The sequence below is a fragment of the Deltaproteobacteria bacterium genome, from assembly GCA_013151915.1.
Classification (GTDB): Bacteria; BMS3Abin14; BMS3Abin14; order BMS3Abin14; family BMS3Abin14; genus BMS3ABIN14.
Genome location: JAADHJ010000035.1, coordinates 1 through 13,964, shown reverse-complemented (window position 1 = coordinate 13,964; position 13,964 = coordinate 1). Strand labels below are relative to the sequence as shown.

10 protein-coding genes are annotated in these 13,964 nt (G+C 57.1%); 4 read left to right on the top strand and 6 right to left on the bottom strand.

Annotated elements, in window-relative coordinates:
- Positions 1-245 precede the first annotated feature (245 nt).
- The 4 genes from arnA (at position 246) to GXP52_07245 (ending at position 7,909) form a co-directional block, all read left to right on the top strand.
- Positions 246-2,234: a bifunctional UDP-4-amino-4-deoxy-L-arabinose formyltransferase/UDP-glucuronic acid oxidase ArnA gene (gene arnA / locus GXP52_07260; protein NOY87085.1), complete on the top strand. Its 1,989-nt coding sequence runs from the start codon at positions 246-248 to the stop codon at positions 2,232-2,234.
- A 46-nt stretch (positions 2,235-2,280) separates the two neighbouring features.
- Positions 2,281-3,168, top strand: a complete 888-nt coding sequence (locus GXP52_07255; protein NOY87084.1) for a 4-deoxy-4-formamido-L-arabinose-phosphoundecaprenol deformylase — start codon at positions 2,281-2,283, stop codon at positions 3,166-3,168.
- A complete protein-coding gene (locus GXP52_07250; GenBank protein NOY87083.1) occupies positions 3,165-4,808 on the top strand; it encodes a phospholipid carrier-dependent glycosyltransferase in 1,644 nt (547 codons plus the stop codon). The genes GXP52_07255 and GXP52_07250 overlap by 4 nt, the downstream gene beginning before the upstream one ends.
- A gap of 92 nt (positions 4,809-4,900) precedes the next feature.
- Positions 4,901-7,909 carry an amino acid dehydrogenase gene (locus GXP52_07245; GenBank protein ID NOY87082.1) on the top strand — a complete coding sequence of 1,003 codons (3,009 nt, stop codon included), beginning with the start codon at positions 4,901-4,903 and terminating at the stop codon, positions 7,907-7,909.
- Here the strand turns inward: GXP52_07245 and GXP52_07240 are convergent.
- From GXP52_07240 to GXP52_07215, 6 genes are all read right to left on the bottom strand, one after another.
- Positions 7,863-8,147 carry an ammonium transporter gene (locus tag GXP52_07240; protein NOY87081.1) on the bottom strand — a complete coding sequence of 95 codons (285 nt, stop codon included), beginning with the start codon at positions 8,145-8,147 and terminating at the stop codon, positions 7,863-7,865. The genes GXP52_07245 and GXP52_07240 overlap by 47 nt on opposite strands.
- A gap of 128 nt (positions 8,148-8,275) precedes the next feature.
- Positions 8,276-9,127 (bottom strand): hypothetical protein, encoded by an 852-nt coding sequence (locus GXP52_07235; GenBank protein ID NOY87080.1) that lies wholly within the window; start codon positions 9,125-9,127, stop codon positions 8,276-8,278.
- Positions 9,124-10,623 (bottom strand): FMN-binding glutamate synthase family protein, encoded by a 1,500-nt coding sequence (locus GXP52_07230; GenBank protein ID NOY87079.1) that lies wholly within the window; start codon positions 10,621-10,623, stop codon positions 9,124-9,126. The genes GXP52_07235 and GXP52_07230 overlap by 4 nt, the downstream gene beginning before the upstream one ends.
- A 3-nt stretch (positions 10,624-10,626) precedes the next feature.
- Positions 10,627-11,790, bottom strand: coding sequence for a glutamine amidotransferase family protein (locus GXP52_07225; GenBank protein ID NOY87078.1), 1,164 nt, complete (start codon positions 11,788-11,790; stop codon positions 10,627-10,629).
- Positions 11,791-11,866: 76 nt separating this feature from the next.
- On the bottom strand, positions 11,867-13,201 hold the full coding sequence (locus tag GXP52_07220) for an NAD(P)/FAD-dependent oxidoreductase (GenBank protein NOY87077.1): 1,335 nt from the start codon (positions 13,199-13,201) through the stop codon (positions 11,867-11,869).
- A 39-nt stretch (positions 13,202-13,240) separates the two neighbouring features.
- Entirely contained in the window at positions 13,241-13,681 is a 441-nt protein-coding gene (locus tag GXP52_07215) for a 4Fe-4S dicluster domain-containing protein (protein ID NOY87076.1), read from the bottom strand.
- Positions 13,682-13,964 lie beyond the last annotated feature (283 nt).

The window sequence follows — 13,964 nt, the reverse complement described above, 5'->3', positions numbered from 1 at the left end:
AAGACGGAAGCCCAAAAGATCATCACGGCGCCCTCCGGTCGCCACGGGATCGCTTCGCATGGGTTAAAGCTCGCGATGACAGATAGGGGGTACGCGCGATGACGCCGTGGCAGTTCCTGAACCTCTGGACTCTGGACACTGGACTTTGGACTCCCTGTCCGCCATAGCTCGCAGAGCGACGGCGGATGGACTTTCGACTCTGGACTCTGGACCCTGGATCAAGTAATTCATTTTTGGAGGTCAAAATGAAAGCTGTCGTTCTCGGATACCACAACATCGGCTGCGCGGGCATGGAAGCGCTGCTGCGCAACGGCATCTCCATCTCGGCCGTCTTCACCCACAGGGACGATCCCAAAGAGACGATCTGGTTCAGATCGGTGGCGGAACTGGCTGCCTCCAGGGACATCCCGGTCTACGCCCCGGATGATATCAACCATCCCATCTGGGTCGAGAGGATTCGGGAACTGGCTCCGGATATCATCTTCTCATTTTACTACAGGAACATCATCGGACCGGACATCCTCGCCATCCCGCCGTCGGGCTGCCTTAACCTCCACGGGTCCCTCCTGCCGAAATACAGGGGCCGGGCTCCCATTAACTGGGTCCTGGTGAACGGGGAAAAGGAAACGGGCGTCACCCTCCACCACATGACACCCCGGCCCGACGATGGGGACATTGTGGCTCAGCGAAAAATCCGGATCGACGACGACGATACGGCCTTGACCCTGCACGGTAAGGCGGCGGCCGCCGCCGCGGCCATGCTCGATGATGTCCTGCCTTCAATCAAGGACGGCACGGCCTCGGGCACCCCGCAGGACCATAAACAGGCCACCCGCTTCGCGGGACGCCGCCCCGAGGACGGCGAGATCGACTGGAGCCGGGACGCCTCGGCCGTTCGCAACCTGGTCAGGGCGGTTACCAGGCCATACCCGGGGGCATTTTCATTCGCCGGTGACAGGAAATGCTTTTTCTGGACTGTCACCGAGGCAAACGGGGATGCCGGCAACAGACCCGGAGGAACCGTCGTCTCCACCGATCCCCTTGTCGTTGCCTGTGGAAAGGGAGCCGTGCGCGTGGACTTCGGACAGGAGGAAGACGGCGTGTACATGACCGGCCCCCAGCTTGCCCGGGAGATGCGTCTCACCGCAGAGATGTCCTTCGGCCCCCGTACAAGCATAAAGGTGGAAGCGTCCAGGAAGAAGAGGGTTCTCATTCTGGGCGTGGACGGCTTTATCGGAAACGCCCTTGGTGAAAGGCTGCTCGAGAGCGGCCGCTACGAGGTCCACGGCATGGATCTCCACGCAAAGTACATCCAGCGACTCTTAGACAGGCCGGACTTTCACTTTTCGGAGGGAGACATCTCTATCCACAGGGAGTGGATCGAGTACCACATCAGGAAATGCAACATCGTCCTGCCCCTTGTCGCCATCGCCACGCCCATCGAGTACACCCGCAACCCTCTGCGTGTATTCGAGCTGGATTTCGAGGAAAACCTGAGGATCGTACGCTACTGCGTGAAGTACGGAAAAAGGATCGTCTTTCCATCCACCTCCGAGGTTTACGGTATGTGCGAGGACGAGTCGTTCGACGAGGACAACTCCAGGCTCATTACCGGACCCATCCGAATGCAGCGATGGATCTACTCGTGCAGCAAACAGCTCCTCGACCGGGTCGTCTGGGCCTATGGACAGCAGAGGGGGCTTTCGTTCAGCCTGTTTCGGCCTTTCAACTGGATCGGGCCCAGGCTCGACAGCCTGGCCTCCGCCCGTATCGGAAGTTCGCGGGCCATAACCCAACTGATCCTCAACCTGGTCGAGGGAACACCCATCCAGCTGGTGGACGGCGGGAATCAGAAACGGTGCTTTACCGACGTATCGGACGGCATCGAATGTCTTTTCAGGATCATCGAGAACCAGGACGGGCTCTGCGACGGGAGGATCATCAACATCGGCAATCCCGACAACGAAGCGAGTATTAAAGAATTGGCCGACCTGCTTGTCGCCGCTTTCGAAAAACATCCCCTGCGTTCCCATTTTCCGCCCTTCGCCGGATACCAGGAACTGGAGAGCAGGGCCTTCTACGGTCCCGGTTATCAGGATATAGAGCACCGGAAGCCTTCCATACGCAACGCGAAGAAACTTCTGGACTGGTCGCCCACTGTCGGAATCAGGCAGTCGGTGGAGGAGACTCTCGATTTCTTCCTCACCCAGGCCGCCGAGGTGAAGCGCCCCTAGCGCGGCCTGTGGGGAGAGGGATGCGTACCGGCGAGGGAACCGGCACATGAGGATCGGCCTCAGGGTTGACGTTGACACCTTCAGGGGAACCCGCCTGGGCGTACCGCCGCTTTGCGATCTTCTTGCCCGTCACGGCATCACCGCCTCCTTTTTTTTTACGGTCGGCCCGGACAACATGGGCCGCCACCTGCGCCGCCTCCTTCGCCCGTCCTTTCTCTGGAAGATGCTCCGAACCAGGGCCGCCGGGCTTTACGGATGGGATATTCTCCTGAAAGGGACACTCCGGCCCGGACCCGTTATTGGAGAGAGGCTCGCCGCCATCATCCAGGATACGGCTGACGCGGGTCACGAGATCGGCCTTCACGCCTGGGACCACCACCGCTGGCAGACACGCATCGACACTATGGACGGTAGCGACATCCATCGTTCCCTGGCAATGGGAGTCGATCTCCTCACCCGGATACTGGGACGCCCGCCGGACTGCTCCGCGGCTCCGGCCTGGAAATCCAGCGACCCGGCCCTCATGGAAAAGGACCGGTTCCCCTTTGTCTACAACAGCGACTGCAGGGGTGAATGCGTCTTTCTTCCCATTGTGGGCGGCAGGACCCTCCGACAGCCCCAGGTTCCTGTTACCCTTCCCACCTACGACGAGGTCATCGGCAGCGGCGGGATCTCCGACGAAAACTACAACGAGTATATGCTCTCACTCCTGGACCCGGCCGGGCTCAACGTCCTGACCGTTCACGCTGAGGTAGAGGGAATCTCCCGTCTCGATATGTTCGACCGTTTCCTTTCCAACGCCCGTACATCCGGAGCGGCCTTCTGCGCCCTCGGGACCTGCCTGGAGGGGTCAACACCGCCCCCCGCCGCGCCTGTCGTCTCAGGACATGTTCCGGGCCGGGACGGCTGGATCTCCCTGCAGGGCACACTATGAAGAAATCGGCCTGGATAATAGTCGTTCTTTTCCTGTTTATTTACATTCTGCCCCTTGGCGTGAGGCCCCTCGTCTTTCCCGACGAGACCAGGTACGCCGAGATCCCGAGGGAGATGCTGGCAACGGGGGACTGGACCGTTCCCCACCTGGACGGTATCCGCTATTTCGAAAAGCCGGTGCTCAGCTACTGGATAGACGCCTTTTCCACGGCGCTGCTCGGTGAGAACAGGTTCGCCGTGAGGCTCCCATCGGCCCTTTCGGTCGCCCTCGCAGCTCTCTTCATCTACCTGCTTGTCTCCCGTGCGTCCGGAGATCCCTGGAAGGGAACCCTTTCCTCCGTGATCTACCTGACTTCCATGGGGGTCTACGCCGCCGGGGTCTACAACTCTCCCGACAGCCTTCTTTCCATGTTCCTGACCGCGGGCATGGTCCTTTTTTTCCTATCCCACGTGGAGGAACACCCCACCCGAAGGGCCGTTTTCCTCGCGCTCTTCGGCGTTTTCTGCGGGCTGGCCTTTCTGACGAAGGGGTTTCTCGCTTTTGCCGTCCCGGTGGTGGCCATCGTGCCGTTCATGATATGGGAGGGCCAATGGAAAAAGCTGTTCACCATCCCATGGATCCCCGCAATCGCCGCGCTCCTCGTCGCCCTGCCCTGGTCCGTGATGATCCACCTGCGGGAAGGCCGGTTCTGGCACTACTTCTTCTGGGTGGAACACATCCAGCGGTTTTTCTCCAATCATCCCCAGCACCCTAAACCGTTCTGGTATTTTGTTCCCGTAATTGCGGGCGGCGCCCTGCCCTGGACGGTTCTCATCCCGGCGGCCATAGGCGGTTCGACCCTGAAAAAACCGAGGGACTCCCTTCTGCGCTTCTCGTTCTGCTGGCTCATCTTCCCGTTTCTCTTTTTCACCGCCTCCAACGGCAAACTGGGCACATATATCCTCCCGTGCTTCCCTCCCCTCGCTATCCTCATAGCCTATGGGCTCACGGGATACTTTCAGAAAAATGGAAGAAAAAGTTTTAACTGGGGAGCTTTGGCGCTGGCCGCGTCTGCGGGTCTCATCGGGGCTATACTCCTGACAGCCCATCTCTTTTTCCCCACCGACAACATGGTATACGCAAAGGGCGAGACCCTGAAATGGGTCCTCGGGACCGCCGGATTTCTTTCCATCGGCACGGTCGCATGGTTGGCCTCGCGCGCTTCAAATCCGATCCGGAAGATCACGCTCTTTGCCGTTGCGCCCGTGCTTTTTCTGTTCGTTCTCCACTTCGCCATTCCCGACCAGTCCATGGGAAGAAAGATGCCCGGCCCCTTCATCAAGGCCCATACGAGCCGGATTTCCCCCGACTCCATCCTCGTTTCAGACAATTACCTGGCGCCTGCCGTCTGCTGGTTCTACAGGCGATCCGACGTCTACCTCCTGGAAAAAGGCGGAGAATTTACCTACGGCCTTACCTACGGAGACTCGAAGGGACGGCTGCTGACTATTGACATGTTCAAGAAGATGGCCGAAAAGGGGCTTGGGAAGGGACGTTTGGTCCTGATAACCCATAAGAAGCGTTACGAGGCGTACCGCGACCGGCTCCCGAAACCTGTCTTCATGGATGAGTATGGAAAGTTCGTCTTCGTGCAGTTCTGATTAAGCGGACGTTTGAAGTTTGAGGTTGAACGTTGAACGCTCTTTACCACGTTGAACGTTGAACGTTCTTTAAGTAACAGGGGGATTTCAAAATGCATAACAGGCCCGAACGCCGTCTCATAGCTGATATCCAAAGCCGGATCGGGGTTTTTCACCGGCATGGCAAGGAAAACCTCCAGTGGCTCGAAGAGCAGATGCACCCCTACTTCTTCATCACCATGAAGGAGGAAATCGATGCGCTCACCACCCTCGCCATGCAGCTTAATACCCTCGCCGCAAACCACAGACTCATCCTGGCGGACAGGGAAAAAGCCCTGATCCTGGCCTGCCGGAATGTACCGGGTTCCCTCTACGGGACGCTTCGAACCCTCCATGACAGGGAGATCACCTATACGGAGATCATCCACTCCCTCGGCCCCATTCCCGGTCTTGAACATTCCCTGGAGATCCAGCGCTACGAGTTCGACCGCAAGAACCACCGGACCATCGCCGGGGCGGCGGGGGTTTCCGTCCCCCGCGGCATCGGGGTAAAGATCCTCGATGCCCTCAGGGAGTACTACCCGGCCTTTGATTTCGACCGTTTTGACCGCTACCTGAAGATCATCTGGCTGAATAACCGGAACTACGTGCGCATCTCACCTCCCAGGAGGGTCGCCCAGCTCCTATGGCTCTTCTACCAGGGCAATGCAAAGGGCGGGGTCTTCCTGGACGTCGAAGAGACAAAGGAACCGGATGAAACGGAAGGATACAGGGTCCTGTTCGCCGCCGGAAACCCTCCACAGAAGGATTTTCTGCTGCAGATCATGGAGGCCTTCAACCGCCTGAGCATCGGTATCCAGCGCACCTACTGCCTCAACATCAGCAACGGCGTTCATCCCTATTTCCTGGGGACCTTTTACGCCCGGGCCAGGGAAACCCAGGCGGTCACCAAAGGCACGGAACTGTTTGAACGACTGCGCAACGAGCTTTATAATACCCAGATCCTCTCCACCAACTCCTACACCTACCAATATTTTACTACCAGGGACATCATGTCCGGGGAGGATGCGTCCCTTATCAACGCCTTTATCGCCTTTTGCCATACGAACCTCGCCCGCAACCGGCAGGAAAGCTACCACATCGATGACGTCAAACTGGCCTTCCACTCCAATCCCAACATCTCCCTGCAGCTGGTGGACCTGTTCAGAACACGATTCTCCCCCGGAATCTCAGAGCGGGAGGTACAATATAAGAATCTCCTTAGGAAGACCGAGGAAACCGTTGAAGGCTACAACACCGGCCACAGGTACCTGGACGAATTTCGAAGGAGCATTTTCAGATGCTGCATTACCTTCATCCGCAACACATTGAAGACCAACTTCTTCGTCCTCGGCAAACAGGCCCTGGCGTTCCGCCTGGACCCGAAATACCTTTCCAGCCTGGACTCCGCCTTCACCGCCGACCTGCCGCCCAAAACCCCCTTCAGAATCACATTTTTCTTCGGCCGTTTCGGGGTTGGCTACCATATCGGTTTTTCAGATATCGCAAGGGGCGGATGGCGGACGATCATCACCGGAAACCGGGACGACTACGTCACCAACACCGATACGTTATTCCGCGAGGTTTTCGTCCTGGCCCACACACAACACCTGAAAAACAAGGATATATACGAGGGTGGTTCCAAGATGGTTGTAGTACTGGACGCTTCCGGTCTGGAGGACGCCGATTTCGTTACCCAGAGGATGTACAAACTGCAGTACGGATTCATCAACGCCTTCCTTGACATTTTCATCACCGAGAACGGCAAGGTCAGTAACCCACGGGTCGTTGACTACTATGGAGAGGATGAACCCATCGAGCTGGGGCCCGATGAGAACATGCACGATTCCATGATCGAAACCATCGCCAGTCTCTCGGTGAGGCGCGGATACATGCTGGGGGATGGGATCATCTCCAGCAAAAAGAACGGTATCAACCACAAGGAGTACGGGGTGACCTCCACGGGTGTGGTGAAGTTCGCCGAAATCACCATGGAGGATCTGGGAAAGGACATCTCCCGGGATGCCTTCTCGGTCAAGTTCACGGGCGGTCCCAACGGTGACGTGGCGGGAAACGCCATCAGGATTCTTTTTGAAAAATGCCCCAGGGTGAAGATCAACCTCATTCTCGACGGCACAGGCGCCCTCTTTGACCCAGACGGGGGGAGTCGGTCGGAACTGAAGAGGATCCTGTTTACGGGCGATATCGACGCCTTCAGGCCGTCAAAGCTTCACAAAGGAGGGTTTCTCCTCTTCAGGTCCAACCCACGGGCGGAGGGGCTGAAAACCCTCTACCGAAAGGTCTCCAGGTCCGAATCCGGCGAGCTTGTGGAACAGTGGCTGTCACCCGACGATTTCCACAGGGAGTACGACAGCCTGATCTTTGAGGTCCGTGCCGACCTGTTCATCCCCGCCGGCGGCCGGCCCGAGACAGTCCATGACGGAAATTGGCGGAAATTTTTCCCGGAAGGCGGCGAACCGACTTTGCGGGCCATCGTGGAGGGCGCCAACTCATTTATTACCCCCGACGCACGCGTTCAACTTCAGAAAAGGGGGATTGTAATCATGCGGGACGCATCCGCCAACAAGTGCGGCGTCATCTCATCCTCCTACGAGGTCATCGCCAACCTCATAATGGGCGAAAAGGAGTTTCTGGCCAACAAGGAACGGTATGTTTCGGACGTAATCGAGATCCTGGAGAAGCGAGCCGCGGATGAGGCCCGCCTGATCCTGGACCGGTTCAAGGAGTCAAACGGAAAGCTTCTTTTCACTGAAATATCGGACGCCATCAGCGTTGAGATCAATGATCATTACGCCAGGCTCTTCAGCTACCTCCAGGACCACCCGAAGCTATTCGCAAACCGGCTTTTCCGCATGGCCCTTTTCAGCCATCTTCCCCGGTTACTGAGGGAAAACCGGAAGTACCACGCGAGGATCAACAAGCTTCCCGGGAAATACCGGTCCGCCATCCTCGCCAGCGAAATCGCATCATCCCTCACCTACCGGAGCAACCAGGATTCGGATTTCGAGGAGATGGTCAAGGGGCATCTGAAACGGGTATTTCATGACCAGGCCGGGCAGTGAATCCGGGGAGCGTTGCATGCGCCGGCATGGGAGTCCTTGGGTATCCCTTGCGTTTGCCAAGGTAAAGAGCAGTGACAAGACCCGCTACGCCGGCATTGATGTGGACAACTATTCCGCCGGCGAAATCCATAACCCCCATGCTCTGAAGCCATCCGCCGCCCCAGACCCAATGGGCGACCGGTGCGTAGACCACTATGGACCAGATGGCTGAGAAAAGGAGCATTGCGGAAAACTTCATCCTTTCAGCAAACGAACCGATGATTAGCGCCGGGGTGGGGATGAAGGACAGGACCACGGGAGGGAAAGGCGGCACAATTATTAGACATCAGGAAAATTTCGTGCGGAGGACCCCGCAGTCAGAATTGATCAATACGCGTACAACATTCCATACGGTCTGGACGATTTAGCATATAGCTTGATGAATTTTTCTCTTTTGAGAAGCTTCGCCTGTCTCGATTCAAACCCGAAGGCCTTGCAGTACCTGTGGACATACCTCTCGATGATTTTCCACTCATCGTCGGCCGGTTCGGTCATCCCGACCTCAGCCCCGACCTGGTTGATCTCAACCTCTCCACGGATGTAGATGGTGCCGCCGTGCATGCCGGTGCCTATGAAATAGGAGAGGCGCTGTGGTGGATTATCCTCGAAGAACTTGTTCAGAACGATAATACGGCCCCCGGCCATGTACTCCCCGAAGAAATCCTGCACTGTCCCGCCGATGACAATAGTGGGAACCTTCGCCTCATACTCCTTCATGTGGATCCCAACCCGGTATCCCACGTTGCCCCTGACGTAGATCTCCCCGCCCCTCATGCTGTAGCCGAGAACATCCCCGGCTGACCCGTGTATAATGATCTTCCCGCCGTTCATGGTGTTGCCGGTGGCATCCTGGACGTTTCCGAACACATCGATGGCCGGGCCGTCGAGCAGGGCGCCGAGATCCGATCCGGGCGTACCGTGGATCCTTATCTTTATCTTTTCCCTTTCAATGCCCCACAGGTTGGTTCCAATGTACCGCTGGCCGAAGACATTGCGGATTTCGAATTTCCTGGCGCCTTTCTCGGCCATGGCCCGGATTTTTCTGTTCAGATCCTTATAATGGACGCCCGCGGCATCGATCTGATGCCACTTTGCGGGGGAATAGGCGACCTTCTTCTTGAGCTTTTCGGCGAATGTCGCAGGCTCTTTTGTTTTAACGGTAATGACGACAGGATTCATTGTCCGGCTCCCCTTATTCCCAGAACCCCAAGTTCCCAATCCTCCAGACCGATCCCCCTTAGCTGCAGCCGGTTGCCGCGCACCGATTCGATGGAGTTTATACCCGCACACCCCAACATCTCCTTGATCTCCAGGCTCCAGGCCCGTAGCAGGTTCACCAGCGCCTGCGTGCCGATCTCGGGGTTGACCCTCTTGGACAGGTATGGATCCTGGGTGGTGATGCCCCAGGCACACTTGCCCGTGTAGCACTTCTGGCAGACGGTGCATCCCAGGGCCATTAAGGCCGCCGTGCCTATGTAAACGGCATCCGCTCCAAGCGCGATGGCCTTGAAGATGTCGGACGAGTTCCGGATGCCGCCGGAACATACGAGGGATGCCCAGTTGCGTATGCCCTCCTCCCTCAGCCTCGTGTCGACAGCCGCCAACGCAAGCTCTATGGGCAGTCCGACGTTGTCTCTGAGGATCTTTGGCGCCGCACCGGTGCCGCCCCGGACTCCATCGATGACGATAATGTCCGCTCCCGCCCTCACCATGCCGCTGGCAATGGCCGGGGCATTGTGAACCGCGGAGATCTTGACGGATACCGGTTTTCTATAATCAGTGGCCTCCTTGAGGGCGTGGACGAGCATTTGCAGGTCCTCGATGGAGTAGATGTCGTGGTGAGGGGCCGGGCTGATGGCGTCGGACCCCATCGGAATCATCCTCGTCTGCGAGATGTGCGCGGAGACCTTCTCGCCCGGAAGATGTCCGCCGATACCCGGCTTCGCTCCCTGGCCGATCTTGATTTCCACCATGGCCGCGTCATTGAAGTACTCCAGATCAAGGCCGAACCGGCCGGAAGCGCACTGAACGATGGTATTTGTCCCGAACTTGCGAAGCTCCCTGGGCCACCCGCCTTCACCGGTGTTAAACATGGTTCCGACCTCATGAGCGGCCTGAGCTAGGGATTTGAAGCAGTTATAGCTGATGGCGCCGTAGGACATGGCCCCGAACATGATGGGAGTGGAAAGGTCCACGTACGGATAGTCGGGGACCTCGAGATTTCCGTTCCTGATCTCGAGATGGTCGGCTTTTCTTCCCAGCCGGGTGCGAAGTTCCATGGGCTCCCGCAGGGGGTCGATGGAGGGGTTGGTCACCTGCGAGGCGTTCAGCAGGATATGATCCCAGTAATTCTTAAGAGGCTTGTCGCACCCCATACCCGTGAGCAGGACGCCTCCCGTCTCGGCCTGCTTCTTCAGGTCGCTGATGGACTCGCGGGTCCAGTTGGCGTTGGGCCGATACGTGTAGTCGTTCATCTTGATGACCAGTGCGTTGGTGGGACAGAGAACGGAGCATCTCTGGCATGCCACGCAGTTCTCCTCCCTGTGTACCATCAGATTGTTGCCGGCATCGTAGCTATATACGTCGAAGGAGCACTGGCGCTCGCAAACCCGGCACTGGATGCACCGGTTCTCGTCTCTTACAACGGAAAACTCCGGAAGAAGTGCGGTCCGCATCTATTAAACCTCCATAACAATTGTTCCGGGAATCTCCCGCCCGCCCTCGACGACATCGTGCCCTTCCGTACCTTTCAGGCGGGCTATGACCGGATGCCCCCCGGTCGGGATCCACACCTTGTCCAGTTCAGGACATACGAGGCGGATAGCCGATTCCTCGGATGAGGCGTATACGGTATCGCCTTTTATCCCGGCAACCATGGGCCTTAAGCGGATGCGGTCGGTGTGGGCGATCATCTCCCCATGATGGGCCACGATAATGGCGAAGGGACCGTTGAGCAGCAGTGAGCCGTAAGTATTCCGGATGGCCTCGAAATACTTCCTGTCGCCGGAATTCATACGGTCGATCTGCTCCCAGACCGGCGGCGAGAAGATGTCCATGACCACCTCGATGGGAAGACCGTGCTTCCTCTCCAGGAGGTCCACAGCGTAGGCCACGACCTCGGTGTCCGTCTGCATGGTGCAAACATAGCCGTACATCTCGAGAAACCTGCGGTTGGCGCCGTAGGACGAGATTTCGCCGTTGTGAACCACTGTCCAGTCCAGCAGTGACAGTGGGTGGGCTCCGCCCCACCAGCCCTGGGTATTGGTCGGAAATCGTCCGTGGGATGTCCAGATATAACCACGGTAGTGCTCCAGCCCGAAAAACTGGGCGATCTCCTCCGGGAATCCTACCCCCTTGAAAACCCCCATGTTTTTTCCGGAAGAAAAAACAAAGGCGCCTTCAATGGATGTGTTGATTTTAAATACCCTTCGCGTGACCAGGTCGTCCTCATCGACGATCTCATGTGTATCCTTGAGCTTGGGATGAACGAAATACCTATAGATATATGGGGGATTGATAATGGACTCTGTGGGAAATATGGGCACCTCCTCAGCGAAGCTGATATCGAAGAGCCTCTTGAGATAGGTTTCCGTCTCCTCGCGGCTGATCTTGGTGTCGAACATGATGTGGAGAGCGTAATCGTCGGGCCGGTCAGGATAGATGCCGTATATGGCAAACCCCGCCCCAAGCCCGTTGCCCCGCTCATGCATGTTGGTGATGGCCGTGATGCATTGCATGCCGGAAATGAGCTTCCCGGAGGTGTTCATCATCCCGAAGATGGAACACTGGGAGATGACCTTGTCGTCGTTGTACGGGTTGTTGACCCTTGAAAGGTTTTTCATGTCTGGTTCCTATGTTTTATGGTGTCGTAAAAAGTCCATCCATGCCTTTTAACTCCACGGGACCCGGCGCGCTGATCTACTCTATCACCCTGATTGGCTGCTTCATCTTCTCCTTGACCTCGTCCGGCAGGTGGACAGCGCCAAAATCGTGCGCCAGGAGGTGCTCGGAGAAGGATGTTGTCTTGACCTTGTTTCTCATCAGCCCAAGGTATATCCCGGCCCGGGCGACATTCCCCGCCATAACCATGCCCTTTATGACATCGTCCTTGAGGACGAGCCTGGCGTACTTACCCTCCTCATCCCTTATGATTTCCGTGAACCCTTTACGGTTCGGCCTTTTAAGAAACCCCGCCGAAACCATGGGAAACCCGAAAAAGTCAACCGAGTTCATATTCGTGGCCCACCGATGCCGGCTGGGAACCCCAGCCATATTGAGCCCCGCTATGCGCCCGCCGATATAGGCATTGGGCCAGAGGGGCAGGAGATGGTGGGCTCCCGTAACGAAATCGTGGGCATGGGAAGCGTCGCCGCAGGCGTAGACCCCCTCGATGTTTGTGGCCATATTGTCCTCGACCAGAAACCCGCCTCCTGTCCTGGTGGTATCCACCCCGATATCCGTCCCCTCGGCAAGTTCGGTCCGGGGCCTCACACCCACGGCAACCACCAGGAGATCGCAGGGAATTACAGTCCCATCCAGGAGGAGAACCTCTTCCACTTTACCCCTACCCTTACCTTTACCCTTTCCCTTACCCCTGATCTCCATGATGGAATTACCCAGGAGAATCTCCACCCCTTTCTTCCGAAAGGCATCAGCGGCAAGCCGGGATGATGTCTCATCGGAAACAAGGGAAAGGACCCTGTCGGCAAGTTCCACTACGGTGACCCGGTCAACAACCTTTGAAAGGGCCTCGGCAGTCTTGGTGCCGATGAGGCCGGCGCCCAGCACAACGGCGTTTTTTACCCTGCCGAGCCGTCTTTTCACCTCCAGGCTCTGGTCCAGGGTGATCATGGTGGTGACGCCGCCCAGGTCCGCTCCCTCCATGGGAGGTATGAAGGGCGACCCTCCGGTAGCAAGCAGGAGCTTATCGAATCTCAGGTTCCTGGAACCGTTCCCCTTCTCACCCTCGATACGCACCGACCTCCTGTCCAGGTCCAGGGAGCCGGCCTTGAATCCGAGAAAAGGTTCCACCGAATGCTTCCGATAGAAGTCCCTGGGGCGGTAGTCCATCCCCCTCCGATCGACATCCCCCTCCAGGAGGTGCGTTATAAGGGGCCTTGAATACGTGTGATGCTTTTCGTCGGCAAGAATCGCGATACTCCCCTCACGGTCCTCCCTGCGGATTCCCTCGACACAACCGATCCCGCCGGCTGAGTTGCCTACTATCAGGTAGTCGTATTTCTTAACGGCCATGTTTTTTCCTTTTTTCCCAGCTTCCAGTGTTATTTATTCTTAATCCTCATCGACCACATAGAGCGCCTCGTTGGGGCACATCTCCACGCAGGCGGGTATCTCTCTGTCGGGGCACATGTCGCACCTTGCGGCCACGTTCCTCTCCCTGCGATCAGGCCAGATAGCACCCTTGGTGCAGGTGAGGACACATGTCCAGCAACCGATGCACCTATCCGGGTCGTGGATGATCTCTCCGGTCCTCTCGTCCTGGTAAATAGCGCCGGCGATGCAGGAATAGGCGCAATACGGCTCATCACAATTCCGGCACTGAAGAGCGAAGGATACGGGACCGACCTCCTCCACGATGATCCGCGACGCCGGCGGCATCTCCTCCTTGAAGGTTTTAATAATATTTTTCGACCCGGAATGCTCGACCTGACAATAGACCTGGCATAGCCGGCACCCGATACACACTTCCTCTTTTGCGTAAATCCTCTTCACTGGATCCTCCAGCAGCCGAAGGGAACAGTACCATGAGAGAAAAGAGATCGGCCTCTCAGGTTCCTGTCCGGATTCCGATTTTTTTAAAGCAGTTGGATTTTCATGACCGGGCAGGTGATATCTTCGCTGCCGGAATTCAATGCAAATGACAGGCCAGAAAACAGCCCGAAATTTTCATCTTTTAATTCAAAGGATTACATTATCTGAATGCCCCTTGTGCCAATTTTCGTGTAAGAACATAACACACTTGTTTACAATTAGTAAACTTGTGGGTTTGCAGGAG